This is a genomic window from Brachybacterium sp. FME24, from assembly GCF_014897705.1.
In the GTDB taxonomy this organism is placed as follows: Bacteria; Actinomycetota; Actinomycetes; order Actinomycetales; family Dermabacteraceae; genus Brachybacterium.
In genome coordinates this window covers 48495-69276 of record NZ_JABUXV010000009.1, presented here as the reverse complement: position 1 = coordinate 69276, position 20782 = coordinate 48495, and the positions used below count along the sequence as shown (strand labels likewise).

Annotated in this window: 18 protein-coding genes; 9 read left to right on the top strand and 9 right to left on the bottom strand. The window is 69.8% G+C overall.

The annotated features are described in order from the left end of the window. Positions 1-563: 563 nt before the first annotated feature. The 3 genes from INT51_RS11670 to INT51_RS11660 all read right to left on the bottom strand — a co-directional run bounded on the left by INT51_RS11670 (position 564) and on the right by INT51_RS11660 (position 3854). Positions 564-1415: a fumarylacetoacetate hydrolase family protein gene (locus INT51_RS11670; protein WP_193105482.1), complete on the bottom strand. Its 852-nt coding sequence runs from the start codon at positions 1413-1415 to the stop codon at positions 564-566. 211 nt (positions 1416-1626) lie between these two features. Further along, positions 1627-2811 (bottom strand): L-rhamnonate dehydratase, encoded by a 1185-nt coding sequence (rhmD, locus tag INT51_RS11665; protein ID WP_193105481.1) that lies wholly within the window; start codon positions 2809-2811, stop codon positions 1627-1629. Next, positions 2808-3854: a zinc-binding dehydrogenase gene (locus tag INT51_RS11660; RefSeq protein WP_193105480.1), complete on the bottom strand. Its 1047-nt coding sequence runs from the start codon at positions 3852-3854 to the stop codon at positions 2808-2810. Before INT51_RS11660 ends, rhmD begins: the two co-directional genes overlap by 4 nt. A gap of 402 nt (positions 3855-4256) precedes the next feature. On the opposite strand from INT51_RS11660, the gene INT51_RS11655 reads away from it, so the two are divergent. Continuing rightward, positions 4257-5018, top strand: coding sequence for an SDR family NAD(P)-dependent oxidoreductase (locus INT51_RS11655; RefSeq protein ID WP_193105479.1), 762 nt, complete (start codon positions 4257-4259; stop codon positions 5016-5018). Between the two features lie 334 nt (positions 5019-5352). Here INT51_RS11655 and INT51_RS11650 read toward each other — a convergent pair whose 3' ends face one another. The 3 genes from INT51_RS11650 to INT51_RS11640 are packed head-to-tail and all read right to left on the bottom strand — an operon-like array spanning position 5353 to position 8556. Continuing rightward, positions 5353-6897: a tripartite tricarboxylate transporter permease gene (locus INT51_RS11650; RefSeq protein WP_193105478.1), complete on the bottom strand. Its 1545-nt coding sequence runs from the start codon at positions 6895-6897 to the stop codon at positions 5353-5355. Position 6898: 1 nt separating this feature from the next. Continuing rightward, on the bottom strand, positions 6899-7516 hold the full coding sequence (locus INT51_RS11645) for a tripartite tricarboxylate transporter TctB family protein (RefSeq protein ID WP_193105477.1): 618 nt from the start codon (positions 7514-7516) through the stop codon (positions 6899-6901). After that, the gene (locus INT51_RS11640; RefSeq protein WP_193105476.1) at positions 7513-8556 is read right to left on the bottom strand and encodes a tripartite tricarboxylate transporter substrate binding protein; all 1044 of its coding nucleotides are present in this window, start codon (positions 8554-8556) and stop codon (positions 7513-7515) included. The genes INT51_RS11645 and INT51_RS11640 overlap by 4 nt, the downstream gene beginning before the upstream one ends. A 299-nt stretch (positions 8557-8855) precedes the next feature. On the opposite strand from INT51_RS11640, the gene INT51_RS11635 reads away from it, so the two are divergent. The 8 genes from INT51_RS11635 to INT51_RS11600 all read left to right on the top strand — a co-directional run bounded on the left by INT51_RS11635 (position 8856) and on the right by INT51_RS11600 (position 17331). Beyond that, positions 8856-9869, top strand: a complete 1014-nt coding sequence (locus tag INT51_RS11635) for a LysR family transcriptional regulator (RefSeq protein WP_193105475.1) — start codon at positions 8856-8858, stop codon at positions 9867-9869. Positions 9870-10032: 163 nt separating this feature from the next. After that, positions 10033-11163, top strand: a complete 1131-nt coding sequence (locus INT51_RS11630; protein WP_304502171.1) for a 2-keto-3-deoxygluconate permease — start codon at positions 10033-10035, stop codon at positions 11161-11163. Between the two features lie 10 nt (positions 11164-11173). Next, a complete protein-coding gene (locus INT51_RS11625) occupies positions 11174-12424 on the top strand; it encodes a nitrate/nitrite transporter (RefSeq protein WP_193105474.1) in 1251 nt (416 codons plus the stop codon). 106 nt (positions 12425-12530) lie between these two features. Continuing rightward, the gene (locus tag INT51_RS11620) at positions 12531-13595 is read left to right on the top strand and encodes an Ldh family oxidoreductase (protein ID WP_193105473.1); all 1065 of its coding nucleotides are present in this window, start codon (positions 12531-12533) and stop codon (positions 13593-13595) included. After that, positions 13592-14656: a DctP family TRAP transporter solute-binding subunit gene (locus INT51_RS11615; protein ID WP_193105472.1), complete on the top strand. Its 1065-nt coding sequence runs from the start codon at positions 13592-13594 to the stop codon at positions 14654-14656. Before INT51_RS11620 ends, INT51_RS11615 begins: the two co-directional genes overlap by 4 nt. Positions 14657-14658: 2 nt before the next feature. Then, entirely contained in the window at positions 14659-15258 is a 600-nt protein-coding gene (locus tag INT51_RS11610) for a TRAP transporter small permease (protein WP_193105471.1), read from the top strand. A gap of 4 nt (positions 15259-15262) precedes the next feature. Further along, on the top strand, positions 15263-16540 hold the full coding sequence (locus INT51_RS11605) for a TRAP transporter large permease (protein ID WP_193105470.1): 1278 nt from the start codon (positions 15263-15265) through the stop codon (positions 16538-16540). A gap of 71 nt (positions 16541-16611) precedes the next feature. Then, positions 16612-17331, top strand: coding sequence for a GntR family transcriptional regulator (locus INT51_RS11600; protein WP_193105469.1), 720 nt, complete (start codon positions 16612-16614; stop codon positions 17329-17331). 78 nt (positions 17332-17409) lie between these two features. On the opposite strand, the gene INT51_RS11595 is transcribed toward INT51_RS11600, so the two are convergent. The 3 genes from INT51_RS11595 to INT51_RS11585 are packed head-to-tail and all read right to left on the bottom strand — an operon-like array spanning position 17410 to position 20584. Then, positions 17410-18204, bottom strand: coding sequence for an SDR family NAD(P)-dependent oxidoreductase (locus tag INT51_RS11595; RefSeq protein WP_193105468.1), 795 nt, complete (start codon positions 18202-18204; stop codon positions 17410-17412). Next, positions 18201-19304: a D-isomer specific 2-hydroxyacid dehydrogenase family protein gene (locus INT51_RS11590; protein ID WP_193105467.1), complete on the bottom strand. Its 1104-nt coding sequence runs from the start codon at positions 19302-19304 to the stop codon at positions 18201-18203. Before INT51_RS11590 ends, INT51_RS11595 begins: the two co-directional genes overlap by 4 nt. After that, entirely contained in the window at positions 19301-20584 is a 1284-nt protein-coding gene (locus INT51_RS11585) for an alpha-hydroxy acid oxidase (RefSeq protein WP_193105466.1), read from the bottom strand. The genes INT51_RS11590 and INT51_RS11585 overlap by 4 nt, the downstream gene beginning before the upstream one ends. Positions 20585-20782 lie beyond the last annotated feature (198 nt).

The following is a 20782-nucleotide window of genomic DNA, read 5'->3' as shown; positions in this document are numbered from 1 at the left end:
GCCGTCACGAAGGAGGGCGCCGATGCCGCCACGAGCCGGAGCCGGGTTCCTTCCCTGCTCGACGACGTGGCACTGCGGTGAGACTACAGATCCTATTGGATATTGACTAGTGCTGAGGGCCGCCCTGCCGACGCACCGAGGCACACTCGCAGGCCACTCGCGCGCTCCTGGGGTGCAGGACGTGCCATCGGCTCCCGCAGCCCATCATGGCATCGCTCCAGAGAGGAGACCAGAGGTTTCCCGGTCGTCGCCTGCCGATCGCCGATCCTGTAGGAACTGGTTGACCGGTGCGAGCGCGCGGGACCGTCGTCCGGTTCGCATGTGAGGCAGTTATCACCCGGCTGGAGCGGAGGAGCTCCCCACTGCCATCTGCCACGGTCGCCCGGAGGGCGCCCCGGCCCATGACGTGCGCTGCCCCCACTCCTCCTCGGCCTCCCCGACCGCGGACCCCTGCCTGACGCGCCCGCAGAACGGTCCCCACAACTCCCTGACAGTCAGGGTGCTGCGGGGACCGCTGGAATCCGCCCGTCACGCTGGTCGGGGCGGTACTGCGCCTGCGCGTCTCAGCTGCGCTGGACGAAGACCGATCGCTGATCGCCGAGGCCCTCGATACCGATCTCGACGACGTCGCCGTCAGCCAAGTACGGGAAGCGACCGGAGAGAGCCACGCCCTGCGGGGTGCCGGTATTGATGAGGTCGCCGGGCGAGAGCACCATGTACTGCGAGAGGTGGTGCACCAGCTGTGCGACGGAGAAGATCATGTCCGCGGTGGTGGAGTCCTGACGGGCCTCGCCGTTCACGCTGGACCACAGGCGCAACGACTGCTGCTCCACCTCGGCGGCGGGCACCAGTGCCGGGCCCACGGGGTTGAAGTTCTCGGCGCACTTGCCCTTGGACCACTGGCCCCCGGACTCGGCGATCTGGAAGTCACGCTCGGAGACGTCGTGACTGGTCACGTAGCCGGCGATGACGCCGAGCGCTTCCTGCTCGTCCTTCAGGTAGGAGGCGCGCTTCCCGATGACCACACCGAGCTCGACCTCCCAGTCCACCTTGGTGGCGCGCGGCGGGATCGGGACCTCGTCGTGCGGGCCCACCACGGTGTTGGGGTGCTTGAAGAACACGATCGGGGTGGTGGGCGGCTCGGCGCCGGATTCTGCGGCGTGCGCGGCGTAGTTCTGGCCGATGCAGATCACGGCTTCGGGGCGGGCGATGGGTGCACCCACGCGCTCGGATTCCGCCCCCTCCCACACCTGCAGCTCGCCGACCTCCAGCGCGGCGGCGGCCCGCGCGATGCCGTCGGCCGACAGGAAGGCACCGGTGATGTCGGCGGTGACGTCGTCGAGGCGGTAGGTCACACCGTCCTGCACCAGGGCGGGCACTTCGTGGCCCAGGGGGCCGAGTCGTCGCAGTTCCATAGGTTTCTCCTTCACGGGGATGGGTGCGGCGGCCGAGGCCACCGCGTCGAGGGGCGGATGGTGCTGAGCGGACGTCGGTGGCATCCGTGAGGTCCCGGGGGGCGTTGTCCGCCCCCACTGTGCCAGGCGGCGGGAGGCACCTGCTGTCCCGACCGCAGGCCGATACATCCGATGTCTTCCCGCTCGGTGGATCGACGCCGAGCGGCACCCCTCAGTGGGTGTACGGGCGCTGCCGCTGGATCTCGGGGTTGAACTCGACGCCGAAGCCGGGGGTGTCCGGCACCCGGATCTTCCCGTTCTCGGGCACCGGCTCCCCGATCAGCATCGGCGAGAACATCGGCACGATCTCCTCCGCGGTCGGGTGCATCATGAGGAATTCGCTGAACGGGCTGTTCGTGCGGGTGATGACGAAGTGGTAGGAGTACACCGACGAACCGTGCGGCACCACCATCGCGCCGTGGGCATCGGCGAGCGCGGAGATCTTCAGCAGCTCCGTGATGCCGCCGCACCAGCCCACGTCGGGCTGGATGATATCCGCCGCGCCCATCTCGAGCAGGTGGCGGAAGCCCCAGCGGGTCGCCTCGTGCTCCCCGGTGGTGATCAGCATGCCCTTCGGGACGTTCGTGCGCAGCTGCTGGTAGCCCCAGTAGTCGTCGGGGATCAAGGCCTCCTCGAGCCAGCGCAGGCCGTAGTCGTGGGCGCGGTGCGCGAGTCGCGTCGCGTAGTCGACGTCGAGCGACATCCAGCAGTCGTACATGAGCCAGAAGTCCTCGCCGACCCTCTCGCGCATGTCCGCGAGCAGGGCGATGTTCTTCTCCATGCCCTCCTCGCCGTCGGCCGGGCCGTGGTGCAGCGGCATCTTGCCGCCGATGAACCCGAGCTGCTGCGCGATGTCGGGTCGGGCGCCGGTGGCGTACATCGTGAGCTCCTCGCGCACCGGGCCGCCGAGCAGGGAGTACACCGGTTCCTGGCGCAGACGTCCCAGCAGGTCGTACAGGGCGAGGTCGATGGCGCTGATGGTGTTCAGCACGATGCCGCGACGCCCGTAGAACAGGGTGGAGCGGTACATCTGGTCCCAGATCCGCTCGATGTCCGTGACCTTCGCGCCCTCGAGGAAGCGGACCAGGTGCTTCTCGACGATCCAGGCTCCGAGCTCGCCGCCGGTGGAGACGGCGAAGCCCACGGTGCCGTCGTCGGCCTCGATCTCGACCATCAGCGTGCCCAGCACGTTCAGCGCGAAGGATTGGCGGGACTGCGCGTACTCGGGGTACCCGGACATGGGGGTGGCGATGTGGTCGTCGATCCAGTGGTCGGCGCCCTGGTCGTGGTAGTCGGCGCCGCCGCCGGTGACGGTGTAGGCGCGGACGTGGGCGATGGTGCGCTGATGGGCGCTCATGCGCTGACCTCCTCCTGGTCGAAGCGAACGAGGATCTTCCCGGCGGGCCCCTGGCCGGCGGCGAGCAGGGCGAAGGCCTCCTGCGCCTTCTCCGGCGGCACCTCCGAGCTGACCAGTGGGGCCGCCTCAGCGGCGTGGGCGCCGATCCAGGTGGTGGCATCGGCGAAGTCCTGGGCGGAGTAGGTGAAGGAGCCGACGACGGTGCGCTCCTCGGTGCTGATCGCGAAGGCCGGCAGCTCGAGGCGAGGGGATCCCATGCCGACCAGCACCACGCGGCCGCCGAGCGCGGTCGCGCTGAGCGCGTCGGCCATGGTGGGGCTGAGGCCGACGGCGTCGAGGGTGAGATCGGCGGGGCCGCCCAGCGTCTCGGTGACGAGGTCCGCGGTCGTTCCGGCCGACGGATCCAGCGCCTTCGCGCCCAGGGCGGTCACCAGCTCGCGTCGCTGCGGGTTCATCTCCGACAGCGCGATGTTCTCGACGCCGGCCATCTTCAGGGCGATGACGATGCTCTGGCCGATCGGTCCGCCGCCGATGATCAGCACCTTCGACTCGGGTGCGGGGCGTCCCAGACGAACTGCGTGGACGGCGACGGCGAGCGGTTCGACGAGGGCGCCGAGCTCCAGGGGCATCATGGGGTCCAGCAGCAGCACGTTGCGTGCGGGCACCACCACGTAGTCGGCGAAGGAGGCCTGGATGTGCTGGGCGACGCCGATGACGTGCTTCCCGGGTGCATGCTGCTCGCGACCGCGGTACTCCTCGAGCTGATCGAGGGGGACGACCACCGGGTTGAAGGTGGCGGGCGCCCCGATGGGGAGGGCCGCATCGTCCACTCCCTCGCCGAGGGCGGCGATGGTTCCGGAGGACTCGTGGCCCATCACCTGACCCGGTGCGCGGCGGCCGTTGTCCCCGGTGAAGCCGTGGAAGTCGGAGCCGCAGATGCCGGTGGCGCACAGCCGCAGCAGCACCTCCCCGGGGCCGGGCACGGGGCGCTGCGTCTCGACGACGTCGAGACGGTGGAAGTCGGTCAGGACGAGTGCTCGCACGGTGGGTCCTCCGTGGTGGGTCGGGGCAGGGGTGATCCCCGGACTCCACGGCCGCGGGCACGGCATCGTGCCTCACGGGGTGCGCCCCTGGGACACAGACATCGGATGTTATTGTCCATAAGGGGTCGGGAGCCGTGGTTCCGGATCACGTACTTCGGACGCTATCAGCGGGCCGGGCACAGGTCCCTCACTGCGCGATCCGCGTTCCGGGAACCCTCTATCCGATATTGGCAACCTCTCGGCGCCACTGCGCTCACCTGCACCGATGCACTCGACGCAGGGCCGAGCAGGCCCGTTGGTTCCTCTCCCGGTGCCGCCGGCTCCCGAGGCCTCGGGCAGTCCGTCTCCGCCGATCCCGATCCCCCTATCCTGCACGCACGACCACTCGACGAGGAGCACCCCATGACCGCTGTGACAGACCCAGAATTCGCCGGGCTGAAGGCCCTGGTGACCGGCGGCGGAGCCGGGATCGGCGCGGCCACGATCCGCGCCCTGCAGGCCCGCGGCGCCGCCACCGCGGCCCTGGACCTCGATCCGTCCGGTGCCCCTGAGGGGGCCCTGCAGTTCCAGGTCGATGTCACCGATACTGCGGCGGTCAAGGCCGCGGTCGATCAGGCCGCCGAGCAGCTCGGGGGCCTGGACATCGTGATCAACAACGCCGGGATCGGCGCCCAGGGACAGGCCGACGCCAACGACGACGCCGAGTGGGCGCGGGTCCTGGACGTCAACGTGACCTCCGTGGCCCGCGTGACCACGGCGGCCCTCCCCCACCTGCGCGCCTCGAACAGCGCCGCGGTGGTCAACACTGCCTCGATCGCCTCGATGCTGGGACTGCCCGAGCGCGTGCTGTACTCCGCATCCAAGGGCGCCGTGCAGGCGATGACCCTGGCCATGGCCGCGGACTGGGTCGCCGAGGGCATCCGCGTCAACGCGGTCGTCCCCGGCACCGCCAACACCCCGTGGATCGGCCGGCTGCTGGAGAAGGCCGATGATCCCGCGGCCGAGCGCGCCGCGCTCAACGCCCGCCAGCCCCACGGTCGCCTGGTGGAGCCCGAAGAGGTCGCCGAGGCGCACTGCTACCTCGCCTCCCCGCGCAATCGCTCGACCACCGGGGTGCTGCTGCCCATCGACGGCGGCATGACCAGCCTGCGCACCCGCTCCTGAGCTCTGCACTCGCACCCACCCCGCCCGCCATCGCCGACCCCTCGACCCGACGAGCCGACGAGGCGACGAGGCGACGAGGCGACGAACCGCTGAGCCGCTGAGCCGCTGAGCCGTTGAGCCGTTGAGCCGTTGACGCTGAGCGGACGACAAAGGGCCCCGACCCCGCTGTAGTAGGCGGAATCGGGGCCCCTATCCGCCTATTGCGGCGGGGTGCTCAAGCGGGGTACTCAAGCGGGGTGCTCTTGTGGGGTACTCAAGCGGGGTGCCCGGGCGGGGTGCTCAAGCGGGGTGCTCAGGTGGGGGTCGGGCGGGCGCGTCGGCGTCCGTGTCGTCGTCAGCTCCTGCCGGCCGAGTCCTGCGCGGCCTTCAGCGCCGTGGCCCGCTCGGCCCGCTTGCCGAGCCAACTCATCAGCGGAGCCGAGGCGATCGCCAGCACCACCATCACGATCAGCACGGCGCTGATCGGGCGGGTGAAGAACTCGGCGAGATTCCAGTTCGTCTTGATCACCGACTGCATGAAGGTGCGCTCGATGATCGGGCCCAGCACGATGCCCAGCACGACTGGGGCCAACGGGATGCCGCCCTTCTCGAAGAGATACCCGAGGATGCCGAACACGACCATCAGGCCGACCTCGAGGTACCCGTTGTTGATGGCGAACGCGCCGCAGATCGAGATCGACACGATCAGCCCCATCAGCACGGACCGTGGGATCCGCAGCACGAATCCGGAGACCCGGATCAGCAGGAAGCCCAGCGGCAGCAGCAGCAGGTTCGCGACGATGAAGATGATGTACACCGCGTACAGGGTGTCCGTCTGGTAGAGGAACAGGTCCGGCCCCGGGGTGATGCCCTTGACCAGCAGCACGCCGACGAGGATCGCGGTGATCGTGTCACCGGGGATGCCGAAGGCGAGCGTGGGGACGTACGCCGAGGCGACGCCCGCGTTGTTCGCGCTGGAGGCCCCGGAGATCGCCTCCACCCGTCGGTCGTCCGCAGAATCCTTCCCGGGACGGATGCGACTGGTGGCACGGGTGAACGCGTAGGCGATCCAGGCCGCGATGTCCGCGCCCGCACCGGGCAGGGCGCCGACGATGCCGCCGATGAGGGATCCGGATCCGACCCGGCCCTTGTTGCGCCAGACCGCACTGAAGGTGGGGCGCAGCGCGCCGGCCCCGTCGACCTTCGGGATCGGCAGCGACTGCCCCTTCTTCGAGGTGACGGCCCGCAGCACCTCCGAGAGGCCGAACAGGCCGATCATCGCCGCGATGAAATCCACGCCCCGGTACAGCTGCTCCTCGCCGAACGTGAAGCGGGGATGTCCCAGGGTGACGTCGAGGCCGACGGTCGAGACCAGCAGCCCCGCCATCAGGGCGATGCCACCCTTGAGCTGCGCCCCCTTGGACACGATGACCGCTGCGGTGAGCCCGAGGACGGCCACCCAGAAGTACTCGTAGCTGGTGAAGCGCAGCGCGAACTCCCCGAGGATCGGGGAGACGAAGATCAGCATCACGGAGCCGAAGAGGCCACCGATCACCGAGGAGACCAGGGAGACCCCGAGCCCGAGGGCCCCCTTACCGTTCCTCGTCAGGGCGAAGGCATCCTCGGTGTACGCCGCGCTGGACGGGGTACCGGGGATGCGCAGCAGCGCGCTGGGGATGTCCCCGGCGAAGATGGCCATCGCCGACATGGTGATGATGGCGGCGATCGCCGGCACCGGGTCCAGGAAAAAGGTGAACGGCACCAGGAGCGCCACCGCGAGGGTGGCGGTCATCCCCGGCAGAGAGCCGATGACCAGGCCGAACACCCCGGCCAGGACGACCACGAGGATCGTCGTGGGGTCGGCGATCAGCACCAGGGCACTGCCGAAGTTCTCGATCATGTCAGAACCCCTTCAGGATGCCGTCGGGCAGCTGGACCATCAGGGCCAGCTCGAACATGGCCCACAGACCGAGCGAGGCGCACACACCCGTTGCAAGCGCGACCCACCATTTCGCGCGCAGGGACCACACGATCGCGAAGACCAGCAGGGCCATCGTGAGCGGGAAGCCCAGGATCTCGGCGAACAGCACGTAGAAGATGATCCCGCCCATGAGGACGGCGCCGTTGATCCATCGGCGTATTCCGTCGGAGCCGATGTCGGAGGCCAGCGCCGCAGCCGTCTGCGGCTCCGAGGCCGGAAGGTCGTCGGCCACCGTCGGACCATCGATGCCGGGCTCAGGGCCCGTCGTGCCGTCCGCGTGGACCGCGGCGAGCTCGGCGAGGTGGCGGCGTTCGCGGCGGGCGCCATGCAGGCTGGTCAGGGCCAGCAGAATGCCGAAGAGGATCAGCAGGCCGCCGATCATCATCGGGAACAGGCCGGGGCCCGGGATCCCCTCACGGATGTACGGCATCGATGCGCCGTAGGGGATCACGACCACCCCGACCACGACGGAGGCGGCCGCGATGACGAGGTTGCCGCGCACCGCTCCCGTCGCGCTCGCAGTACCGGAAGAGGTCACTTCGCGAGTCCCGCTTCCTCCATGACCTCGCCCTTGCGTGCGTCGTCCTCACGCATCAGGGTCTGGAAGTCCTCGGCGCCCGCGTACTTCACGCCGAGGCCCGAGTCCGTCATGAAGGTGTTGAACTCCTCGGATTCGGCGATCAGGCCGAGGTGGCATTCGAGCTCCTCCACGACGCTGGCGTCCATGTCCTTCGGGCCGGCGATCCCGCGCCATACGGACATGGAGTAGTCCGAGCCGAGCTGCTCCTGGAGGGTCTCGACGTCGGGGAAGGCCGGGTCGCGCTCGGTGCCCATGACGCCGAGTGCCTTGGCGCGGTCGGAATCGAGCATGGTCTTGGACTCGCCGAGCGCGTTGGTGGTCATGTCGATGCCGCCCGCGACGAGCTCCTGGAGGGCCGGGGCCGCACCTTCGGAGGGCACGAAGTTCACGGCGTCGACGGGCAGGTCGTTGTCCAGGAGCATGCCCAGCAGGGCCAGGTGCCAGATGCCGCCCTGGCCGGTGCCGGAGGCGGTCACCTCGCCGGGGTTCTCCTCGATGTAGGTCAGCAGCTCCTCGGCGGTGCTCCATTCTGCGTCGGCGGCGACGGTGATCCCGGCGCCGTCCTCGTTCATCTGCGAGATGGCGGTGAGGTCCTCGCCGCTGATGTCCGTCAGTCCCTGGTGGTGCATCATGCCGATCTCCACGGTGACCAGGCCGATGGTCTGACCGTCGGGCTGCGCGTCCACCATGGCCTGGTGGCCGACGACGCCGGAGCCGCCGGTGCGGTTGACGACGTTGACGTTGCCGCCGAGCTGGCCGGAGAGCTGCTCACCGATGAGGCGGGCCACGCCGTCGGTGCCGCCGCCGGCGGCCCAGGGGACGACCAGCTCGATGGGGCCGCTCGGGTAGTCGGCGTTGATGTCGTTGCAGCCCTGGACGGCGGTATCGTCCGCGCCGCCTTCACTGGCTCCACCGGAGCATCCGGCGGCGACGAGGGCGAGGGCTGCAGCGCCGGCGATTCCGGACAGCAGGCTGCGGGTTCGGGTTGTGCGCGTCATGGCGGACTCCACTTCATCGTGCGGGTCTGGGACGGTGGGGTACCTCGACGCGGGGCCACCTGCACAGCTGTGTGCTCGGGGCGAGATCAGGAAGCTCTCGGCGTCGAAGTGCCTCGAAAACTACCAACGCCAGGACCAGCGCACGTCTCGGGAGCGATCCGCGATCCGGAAATCCTATATGCGATATTGATAAGGTAGGTCACACTCATGGGGTGACCTGCACGGATGCCGGTCCCCCGGATCCCGTCGACATCCGATCGTGACCAGCCAGGATCCCTGGACAACCCGAGGAGGCCGCGATGCCCCGCGTCGAGCAGACGGACTGGCTGGAGACCTTCGTGGCGGTGATCGACCACGGAAGCTTCTCCGGCGCGGCGCGCGCCCTGCACCGCGCACAGTCCCGCGTCAGCACGCACGTCGCAGCACTCGAGCGCGCGCTCGGCGGCCTCCTCGTCGACCGCAGTCACCGCCCGATCAGGCCGACGGAGCTCGGTACCGCCTTCCTCCCCCACGCACGCGCTGTGCTCGCGGCGCTCGAGCGGGGAGTCGAGGCCGTCGACAAGCACTCCGGCACCCCGCGTGGTCGCGTGGTGATCGGCTGTCACCCCAGTGTGAGCGCGGGTTTCCTGCCAGGAGTGATGGCCGCCGTCCATGACGTCCACCCCTTCCTGCGCATCGAGCTGACCGAGCACACCACCCCGGATCTGGTCTCCGGGATCGTGTCGGGCCGCTTCCACATCGCGATCCATTCGCTCGCTGCGGACCCGCCCTCGGACGATCTGCAGAGCGTGCACCTGTGGACCGAGCGCTTCGTGGCGATCGTGCCGCCCGGGCATCCGATCCTCGACTCCTGCGACGGCGCCCACGGCGCGATCACCCCACCGGCCCTCGCCGAGCACCCGCTGATCGCCGTCGCCCAGCCCGGGGCCGCCGCTGATCCGGACACCGGCAGCGCCTTGCAGGCCTGGGGACTCGAGATCCCGTTGTCATGGCAGTCCGAGCAGCCCCAGACGGTGGTCAACCTGGCGCGGGCCGGGCTTGGCGTCGGGGTCCTGAACGCGCTGGCCGCAGCCGTCTCCGACACCACCGACATGGTGGTGGTGCCGGTGGGCACGCTCGCGGAGGGTCGGCAGGTCGCGGTCACCCGAGACCGTCGCATGGCGTCGTCGCCGAGCGTCGAGGTCGTCTATCAGGCCATCCTCGATGCCACACCTCCACCTGGGGTGCGTCCCGCTCGTGCAGCGAGCACCGGGCGAGCTCTCGAGGGGCAAGACGTCGGCCGTCGCGCCTTGACGCCGAGGAATGGACCATAGATCCTATAGGCGTCCGTCGGGCCGTCTTCCCGGCCCGCCACCTGAAACTCCCTCGGAGCCGGCACCTCTGGGCCCGGCTCCCGCCCGACCCCCGGAACGGGCTCGCCCCGGCGAGGCGACCGCCCCTCCCCCTTCTCGTAATGAGGCAAGAAGGAGTACCCCCGTGACAACCACCCCCTCCCCCGACCTCTCCACGTTGCGCTCCCCGCTCTACGGAGCCATGGACAAGATCCCCGGCGGGACCATGGTGATCCCGCTGATCCTGGGCGCCGTCGTCGGCACCACCGCCCCCGCCTTCCTCGAGCTCGGCAGCTTCACCACCGCCCTGTTCGCCACCCCGATGCCGCTGATGGCCCTGGTCATCTTCGCGACCGGCATGCAGATCACCCCGCGCAGCATCGGCCCCGTGGCCGGCACCACCGGCGCACTCCTGCTGGGCAAGACCATCGTCCCCGGCCTGGCCGTGGTCGGCCTCGGCTTCCTCGTGGGTCTGGACGGCATCCTGGGGATATCGATCGTGGCCCTGCTGGCCACCTTCGACAACTCCAACGGAGGAATCTGGCTGGCCTTCACCGGCAAGTACGGCACCAAGACCGACCGCGGCGCCTACGTCGCCTCCGCCGTGAACGACGGCCCCTTCTTCACCATGCTGTTCATCGGCGCCGCCGGACTCGGCTCGATCCCCCTGGACGCGTTCGCGGCCGCGATCATCCCCCTGGTCCTGGGCATCGTGATCGGCAACATCGACCACCGCTGGACCGAGATCCTGCGCCCGGTCCCGAGCATCGTGATCCCGTTCTTCGCCTTCGGACTGGGCACCGGCATCGACATCAGCGCGGTCCTGACCGGCGGCCTGACCGGCATCGTCCTAGGGCTGCTGGTCACCCCGTTCACCGGCGGCACCGCCTACCTCGCGTATCGGTTCCTGCTGCGCCGGGGCAGACGCTCGGGCATCGGGTTCGTCGCCGGCACCACGGCCGGCAACTCCATCGTCACCCCCGCCATCATCGCCTCGGCCGATCCACGGTTCGAGAAGTACGTGGACGTGGCTACCGTGCAGGTCGCCACGGCTGTGCTGGTCTCCGCGATCACCGCACCGCTGATCGCCGCCTGGTTCCTGAAGCGCAACGGCACCCTCAGCGACCCCGACCAGGACGGCCTCGACGACCGCAGGAGGCCACTGCCCACCGGGTCCGCCGTCGACGCCCCCTCGCCGGCGCCCCCGGAGACCGGCGCCCTCGATCGCGGCGTCGACCGCGGGGACGACATCGAACCCTTCCCGGCGTCCCGGTGACCCCGAACCCATGACCGCTCCCCCCTCACGCGTGACCCGCGCCCATCTGATCTGGGCGGTCGGGGTCTTCGCATACCTCTGCGCCGTCTCCGGGCGCGCCTCCTTCGGGGTCGCCAGCGTCGAGGCGTCGGCGCGGTTCGGAGTCGACGGGGCGGTGCTGAGCCTGTTCGGCGTCGTGCAGCTGGGCACCTACGCGGCGGCCCAGATCCCGGCCGGTCTGCTGCTGGACCGCATCGGCCCGCGCCGGATGATGGTGCTCGGCGCGGTGACCATGGCGGCGGGCCAGGTGCTCCTGGCCTTCGCGACCGACGTCCCCACAGCCCTGACCGCGCGATTGCTCACCGGGGTCGGCGACGCGGCCACCCTGATCAGCGTGGTGCGCCTGATCGCCACCTGGTTCCCCACCGGCCAGGTGCCGGTGTTCACGCAGCTCGCGACCATGATCGGACAGTTCGGCCAGGCCGTCGCAGCGGTGCCGTTCCTGGCGCTGCTGGTGGGCGTCGGCTGGACCGCGGCGTGGTCATCGCTGGCCGTGGTGCTGATCGCCAGCGTGGTCCTGGTGATCGCCTTCGTGCGCGACGAGCCGCCGGACGACCCCGATGCCGCTCCCCCGGTGCCGACGCACCCGCTGCAGGTGCTGCGAGACGTGTTCACCTCCCGCGCGGCGTGGTCCGGGTTCTTCCTGCACTCGCTGACGCTGCTGAGCGTGAACTCGTTCCTGTTCATGTGGGGCGTGCCGTACATGACGCACGGCCACGGACTGGGCCCCACCGAGATCGGCGCCCTGCTCACCGTGAACGTGGTGATCATGGTGGCCATCGGCCCCCTGATCGGCGTGTTCACCGGCCGCTTCCCGCGGCACCGGGCCCGGCTGGGCTGGATCGCGGGCACGATCCTCTCCCTCGCCTGGATCGGCACGCTGCTGGTCCCGGGGCCACTGACCGCCTGGCAACTGCTGCCGCTGATCACCGCCCTCGCCGTCGGCTCTGCGACCTGCTCGGTCGGCTTCGACCTCGCCCGCACCGGCGTGCCCAAGCGGGCGATCGGCACCGCCACCGGCATGGTGAACATCGGCGGGTACTCGACGTCGCTCCTGGCCGTGCTGCTGATCGGCATCATGCTCGACCTGCTGGCGCCGGGCCGTCCTGCGGGCCTGGACGACTACCGCCTCGCACTGGCCTCCATGGGCGTGCTGATGCTCCTCGCCGCCACGGGGCTCTTCTGGACCACCCGACGGCAGGCCGCCGGTCGGAGGTCCTGACACGCGGGGAACGCCTAGACATCGGACCTTCGTCGCCGGTCGCCCCTTGTGTTCATCCCTCCTCTTCTATACTTTGTGAGGACTTCATATAGAAAGGACCGTGACGATGACGTCACCCCGTTTCGGCGTGGACTCCCTGCACGACCTCGCCACCTCCCTGCTCGCACGCGGGGGAGTGGGAACCGATGCGGCCCAGCTGGTTGCTCGTTCACTCCTCGCGGCCGACCGTGCCGGGATCTTCTCCCATGGACTTCTCCGCCTCCCGCTCTATCTCGAGGTCGTCGCCGCTGGCGGTATTGATCCGACCTCTGAGCCGGTTGTCGTGCGCAAGTTCGGCGGGGTCACCGTCCTCGATGGTCGCTGCGCCTTCGGCCAGGTCACGATGCAGCGCGCCGTCGAGCTCGCCACCGAATCAGCCCGCACCCATGGCATCGCGACCGTCGCCGTCCAGGGATCGAGCCATTTCGGCGCGGGTCAGTTCTGGACCAGCCAACTGGCGCAGCAGGGCATCGCGGGGATCCTCTCCTCGACCACCGGGCCCGTCGCCGCTCCCTTCGGCGGCTCCCAGCCGGTGCTCGGCACGAACCCGCTGACCCTCAGCCTCCCGTCGGCCGGGGAAGGCCCGCTGGTCGCGGACCTCGCGACCACCGCCGGTGCCTACGGCAAGATCGTCGCCGCCCGCAACGACGGCACCGAGATTCCCGACGGGTGGGGGGTGGATGCCGCCGGCACCCCCACCACCGACCCGGGCGCCGTGCTCGACGGCGGTGCCCTGCTCCCCTTCGGCGGCCATAAGGGCTCCGGCATCGCTGTCCTGCTCGAAGGCCTCTCAGCCGCCCTGACCAGCGCCTCCTTCGCGGTCAACACCGTGGACATCTGGCAGGACCAGTCCTCGCGCATGAACACCGGCCACCTGCTGATCGCCCTGGACCTCGCCGCCTTCGGCGACGTCGACGAGATCCGCGCCAAGGTCGCCCAGCTCCAGGAGGAGGTGCGCAGTTCGGCTCCGGACGGCTCCGTCCACTCCCCCGGGGATCTCGAGCACGCGCACCTCACCGCCAACGCCGACGCCGTCGACCTCTCGGAGTCGACCGTGGAGTCGCTGCGCGCCCTCGCCGCCCTGCACGACATCCCCTTCCCGACACCTCTGACCGAAGGGAGCTCGCGATGACCCACCCGTCCTCCGGACGCACGGCACCGTTCGCCTCTCACCGACCTCGCCGGGCAGGCTCGCTCCTGCTCGCCACCCTGTCCGTCCTGGCACTGGCAGGCTGCGGACTCTGGGCGCCGGTCGACACCAGCCAGATCGAGAAGGCATCCGTCGACCCCGATGCCCGAGTGATCCGCTTCGCCCACCAGTACGACCCGGCCCACCCGGTCGAAGCCTGCGGCGCCGCCACGCTGCGCACGGAACTGGCCGACGACGGCTTCACCGTGGAGACCTACCCCTCGGGCCAGATCGGCGGCGAGGGCGAGACCACCGAGCAGATCGCCACCGGCGGCCTCGAACTCGGCGTCGTCGGCCCGTCGTTCCTCGGCATCTGGTACCCGGATGCCGCCGTGCTGGACGCCCCGTTCCTGTTCACCGATGTCGACCAGTTCGACGAGGCCACCAACGGTCCGATCATGGCGGAGGTGTACGACGAGATGGCCGCGGAGACCGGCCTGCGGGTGAACTCCACCTGGTACTACGGCACTCGGCACATCACCTCCAACAATCCCATCAACGCTCCTGAGGACCTCTCCGGGGTGAAGATCCGTACGCCGGATGCCCCGCTCTACATCACGAGCTTCGCCATCATGAACGGCAGCGCCACCCCCATGGCGCTGTCCGAGGCCTATCTCGGGCTCCAGCAGGGAGCGATCGATGCCCAGGAGAACCCGATCCCGACGATCGACGTGCAGAAGTTCTACGAGGTGCAGGACTACCTCAACCTCACCGGGCACATGGTCCAGGCCGTCAACATCGTCTCCTCGCAGCGTTTCGTGGACTCCCTGAGCGCCGACGAGGAGGCCGGGTTCGAGGACGCCATGGAGAAGGCCCGGGTCGCCACCCGCGACTGCATCGTCGCCGCCGAGCAGGAGACCCTCCAGCAGTGGGAGGACGACGGCGTCATCACGATCAACGACGAGGTCGACGTCGCGGCCTTCCAGACGCTCATCGCCGAGGAGTTCCCCAGCAAGGTCGAGTGGGGAGACCTCTACCTCGAGATCCAGGAGTCGGTCCAGTGAGCATGCAATCCCCCAAGCCCGTCGAGGGCTCCCGGGACGGTCAGGTCCCGGACCTGGACACCTACATAGAGCGGGACTACTACGAGCGCAAGTGGCGGCCCTATTCCTGGCTGGTGGACGCGGAACGGTTCGTCGCCGGCGGCCTGCTGCTGGCCGTGTTCGGGATGATCATCTTCCAGGTGTTCACCCGCTACGTGCTGAACATGCCCCTGTCCTGGAGCGAAGAGGTGGCCCGCCTGCTGGTGGTGTGGCTGACCTTCGTCGGCGCCGGCTTCGTGGCCTCCCGCAACGCGCACATCGCGGTGGACATCCTCGCCGTGTACCTGCCCCGCAAGCTCGCGACCGCCTCGCAGATCTTCGCGATGCTCGTGGTCGCCGCCGCTTCGACGTACATGGTGATCGCCGCGATCTCCCTGATGGTGCTGACCGGCTCGCTGCAGATGACGGCCACCTCCCTGCCCCTGCCCCTGCTGTACGGCGCGGTGTTCGTCGGCTATCTGATGATCCTGGGCCACACGGTCCTGAACATCGTCATGTACCTGCGCCACCCCGCCGAGGTCCCGGACGCGGTCGACAAGGCCGCCTCCATGGAAGGTCTGTGACCCCATGGTTCTGCTGATCATGTTCGCAGCCCTGCTGGTGCTGCTCGCCCTGCGCGTCCCCGTGTGGATCGCCCTGCTGATCCCCTCGATCGTCTACATCATCGTCGATGACACCGCCACGGCGGCGCTGGCCGCCCAGCAGACCGCCTCGGGGGTCTTCGACTTCGCGCTGCTCGCGGTGCCGATGTTCATCCTGCTGGGCAACCTGGCCAACGTCTCCGGGGCCACGGACCGACTGTTCAACGCCGCGACCAGTGCGATCGGCCATGTGCGCGGCTCCCTGGGCTACGTCAACATCGCCACCAGCTTCGGCTTCTCCTGGATGAGCGGTGCGGCGATCTCCGACGCCGCCGCCATGGGCCGCATCCAGGTGCCGGCGATGAAGCAGCGCGGTTATCCGGAGGGCTTCGCCCTCGGCATCACCGGTGCTTCGTCGTTGATCGCCCCGATGATCCCGCCGAGCATCCCCGCGATCATCTACGCGGTGACGGCCGGCCTGTCGGTGAGCTCGCTGTTCATGGCCGGCATCGTCCCGGCCCTGGTGCTCGTCGTGGTCCTGTGCGTGATGGTGTGGGTCCTGATGCGCAAGCGCGACGACCTGCGCCTGGAGAAACCGCCCATGGCCACGCGCGTCAAGGACGTCACCAAGGCGCTTCCGGTCGCGGGTGCGGCGGTGATCATCCTGGGTGGCATCCTGTCGGGGATCGTCACCCCGACCGAGGCCTCCGCCCTCGGCGTCGCCTACGTCGCGATCCTGGCGATCTGCTATCGCACCTTGAACGGAAAGACCCTGGGCCGGATCGCCGCCTCCACGGTGGAGACCACCGGCAGCGTGCTGATCATCGTCACCAGTGCCTCTCTGTTCGGCTGGGTCCTGGCCCGCGAGCAGGCACCGCAGGTGATGACCGAGCTGATCCTCCAGATCACCGACCGCCCGCTGGTGTTCCTGCTGCTGGTCAACGTCCTCCTGCTGGTCGTGGGTGCCGTGCTGGAGCCGACGGCGGCGATCCTCATCCTGGTCCCGGTGCTGGCCCCGATCGCCGATGTGTACGGCATCGACCCCACGCACTTCGCCGTGATGATGATCTTCAACCTGATGCTCGGCCTGCTCACCCCACCGGTGGGGCTGGTGCTGTTCGTCCTGTCGTCGGTGACGAAGGTGCCCGTCACCCGCGTCATCAAGGGCGTGCTGCCCTTCTTCGGACCCATGCTCGTGGTGCTACTGCTGATCACCTTCATCCCCCTGATCAGCACTTGGCTGCCAGGCCTCGTAGGAGGCTGACCCCTCCGATCCGGCTGGGTCACGGTGCACGGCGCACCGGGGCCCGTCAGCACTTCCAGGAAGGATCGACCGTGGTCGAGAAGGAACCTGTCCCACCATCGTCGCCTCAGGGTTCGGAGAGCGTGTACGAGGCGCTGCGCACCCGCATCATCCAGCATGATCTCGAGCCCGGCGCGAGGATCTCGATCGCGGGCGAGGCCGCTCGGCTCGACGTGTCCCAGACCCCTGTGCGCGAGGCCCTGCACCGGCTCGAGGGAGACGACCTGGTGGTGCGCTCCGCGTCCCGCGGATACGACGTCACCTCGCTGATCGACCACGACGGCCTGGTGGCGCTGTTCGAGGTGCGTCTGCTGCTGGAGCCGTGGGCGGCGCGCGAGTCCGCGACGGCGCGACTGACGAATCCCGCGCCGCGAATGCGGGAGGAACTCGAGATCCTGGACTCCCTGCGGGGCAGCGGGCGGGCGGCGCAGGCGCAGCGCGCGGTCGGGGACCGCCGGTTCCATGCGCTGATCATCGAGGCCTCGGGCAACTCGCTGCTGTCGACCACCTTCGAGCGACTGCACGCCCACGTGCACGTCTTCCGGCTCTTCCAGGTTGATGGCGAGGGCCGTCAGACCGACATCGAGCACGAGGCGATCGTCCGGGCCATCGAGGCCCGCGACCCGGACGCCGCGGAAACGGCTATGCGCGCTCATCTCCTGGGTGCCTTCACTCGCCTGTCCGAGAGCTTCTCGGCCACGAGCAGCGTTCCCGTCGAGCGCCCCCGCGACGCCCGCTCCCGCCTGCGCTGACGCGCCCCTCGGCGACGGAGCGCCGCCTGGGCCGGAACGGCGCGGGGAGTGCGCGGGCGGGGCCTGCCGCCAGCTCGCTCAGCCGACCCGCAGGCCGCCGTTGAGGTTGTAGGTGGAGCCGGTGGTGAACCCTCCGTGGGGGCCGACGAGGAAGGCGACCAGCTCGCCGAGCTCCTCGACGGTGCCGAGGCGGCCCACCGGGGTGCGGGCGACGAACTGCTCGCGCCGCTCCCCTTCGAGGCGGCCGCCCATGATGTCGGTGTCGATGTTGGCCGGGGCGATCGCGGCGGTGGTGACGCCGGTGCCGGCGGTCTCCTTCGCGAGACCGCGGATCAGTCCTTCCACGCCGGCCTTGGAGGCGGCGTAGGCGGAGGTCGAGAAGTTCCCGCCGCCGTCCTGCGCGGCGGTCGAGCTCATCGCGACGATCCGGCCCAGGCCCTGCTCGAGCATCCCCGGCAGCACCCGCTGCGCGAGGTGGAAGGTGCCCAGGGTGTTGATCGAGAGCGTGCGCAGGAAGTTCTGGCTGGTCATCTCCAGGAACGGCGTCGGGTCGGCGATGCCGGCGCAGCTGACCAGGGCCCCGATCGGCGGGGCTGCGGGGTCCCGTTCGATGGCCGTGATCGCGGCGTCGACGCTCGCCTGGTCGGACACGTCCACCTGCGCGGTGAGCACGTGGCTCGCGCCGGCGGCGCGCGCTTCCGCGGCAGCGGACTCGAGCCCGACGGGGTCGAGGTCCAGCAGTGCCACCGGTCGGCCCTGCCTCGCCAGGCGCAGCGCCACCCCGCGGCCGATGCCGCGCTCGGAGGCCGCCCCGGTGACGACGGCGGTCAGCTCGCCGATGCGGGCCTCGTCGGCCGCGGAGCGCTCGGTCATCCTCGCGCCTGCCCGGTGGTGGACGCGTCGGAGTCCTGAGCGACTCCGGGACCGGGTGCGTCGGCCGTTGCCGCAGCGTGATCCGTCGTCGGAGGAAACGTCTCCGCGACCGGGCGCGGCGCATTGACGACGTTGCGCGGGGTGCTGCCGCTCGCGACCGCGGCGACCTCGCCGAGCACCTCGGCGCCGGTGGCGGCGGCGAAGTCCGCGGTCCAGCACAGTGAGTGCGGGGCCAGGACCACGTTCTCCAGCGCGATCAGCGGGCTGTCGGCCGGCAGCGGCTCCACCTCGAACACGTCCAGGCCGGCGCCGGCGATGGTGCCGTCCTGCAGGGCGGTGATCAGCGCAGGCTCGTCGACCACGGCGCCCCGGGCGATATTGATGAAGAACGCGGTGTCCTTCATCAGTTCCAGCTCCCGCTGCCCGATCAGGTGGCGGGTCTCGGAGTTCGCCGCCACGGTGACGATCAGGTAGTCGCTGCGGGCGATCACCTCGTCGAGCTCGAGCTGCTCCACCCCCACCTCGGCGCAGAACTCGGGCCGCGGGGAGCGGTTCCAGGCGATGACCTCGAGGTCCAGGGCGCGCAGCTGGCGCACGGTCTCCTGGCCGATGCCGCCCAGACCGATCATGCCGATCGTCGCGGTGGCCAGGCCCGGGCCGCGGTACTCGGCCTTGCGGCCCCAGTCGGCCTCGCGGACCAGACGGTCCTTGGGCAGCAGGGAGTGGGCGAGGGCGAACAGGAAGGTCAGCGCGGTGTGGGCCATCGGCACCCGCAGCCCGGTGGGGGCATTGGTGACGGTGATGCCTGCGGCGTCGCAGGCGGCGAGGTCCACGGAGTCGAAGCCGGCCCCGAAGCGGGCGACGTGCTGGAGAGTCGTGACCCCCTCGAGCTGCTCGGCGCCGAAGGGCGTGCCGCTCAGCAGCAGGAGGGCGTCGTAGCCCTCGAGCTCCTCGGCACGCAGGTCCCGGCCCGCTTCGCCGACCAGGGACCACTCGATGCCGTGTTCGGCGAGCGTGTCCAGACCGATGTCGCCGTAGATCGTGGAGCCGTCGTCGTGTCCGTAGTCGGCGGTGACGGCGAGCTTCCAGGGGGTGCTCATCGCAGGGGCTCCTCGGTGGGTTCGGTGGGTTCGGGTTCGCGGTGCAGGCCCACGCCGTGCCAGGCCTCCGGGTAGTCGACGAAGCTGCGGTCGAGTGCGTCGATGCTGGTCGCGCCCAGCTGCCCCATGGCCAGCTCGAGCTCCTCGTCGAGGATGTCGAGCACGCGCAGCACGCCCTTCTCGCCCCCGGCGGCGTTGCCGTAGCCCCAGGCCCGGCCGATGGAGACCAGGTCGGCGCCGACGGCGAGGGCCTTGGCGATGTCGTCGCCGGTGCGCACACCGGAGTCGAACACGACGGTCATGTCCTCTCCCACCGCATCCACGATGGAGGGCAGCACGCTGATCGTGCTGGGCGAGGAGTCCAGCTGGCGGCCACCGTGGTTGGAGACGTAGATGCCGTCGGCCCCGGCCCTGCGGGCGCGCATGGCGTCCTCCGGCGTGAGGATGCCCTTGATGTACACGGGCCCGTCCCACTGGCGCCGTACGTCCTCGATGTCCGCCCAGGTGAGGGTGAGATTCGTGAGGTAGCGCTTCACGAACTCCTGATGGGAGACGGCGTTGTTGCCCTGGACCTCGCCGGCGAGGTTGCGGAAGCCGATGGCCGGGGGCTTCATGATGGCGCGGGTCCAGTTGAGGTGCCGTACCGCCTGCACCGCGTTGCGCGGGGTGATCTTCGGGGGGATCGACATCCCGTTGCGGTGGTCGCGGTACCGCTTGCCGTTCAGCGGCACGTCGACGGTCACTACGAGCGCCTCGGCGCCGATGGCCTTCGCGCGGGCGATGAGGTTGGAGACGATCTTCGGGCTCTTGTACATGTACAGCTGGTACCAGAGCGGCCCGGTGGCCTGGTCCGCGAGCTCCTCCATCGCCCAGTTCGAGGCGGTGGAGATGGTGAAGGGGATGTTCGCCTTCCCCGCTGCGCGCACCGCGCCCAGCTCGCCTTCGCCGCCGATCATCCGCTGCAGGCCCAGGGGCCCGAGCACGTAGGGGCGCTGCAGGTCCTTCCCGTCGACCGAGGTCGTGACGTCGATCGTGGAGATGTCGGTCATCCAACGGGGGCGGAAGCGCACCTCGCGCAGGTCACGGGTATTCGCATCGAGGGTGACCTCGTGGTTGGAGGCCCCGTCGACGATGTCGAAGGCCATCGTGGGCAGGCGCTTCTTCGCGAGCAGCCGGATGTCCTCGATGGACGGGGCGGATTCCATCGGGTCCAGGCGGAATCCGCCGGCGGCGAGCATCTTCGCGAATTCGAGGGCTCCGGACAGTGTCGAGTCGGCCATAGGGGGCTCTCCTGTGAGTGCGGTGTGGCGGTTCCTGCGGTGGGGCGGATCCTGCGGCGTTCCTGGTCCTGCGGTGCGGTGGGACGGGCGATGCAGCGGGACCGGAGGTGCAGCGGGATGCGTGGTGCTGCGCGGTGCAGCGGGACATGCGACGACACGACGCACGGACGACGGGGCCCCGGGACGCTCGCCCCGGGG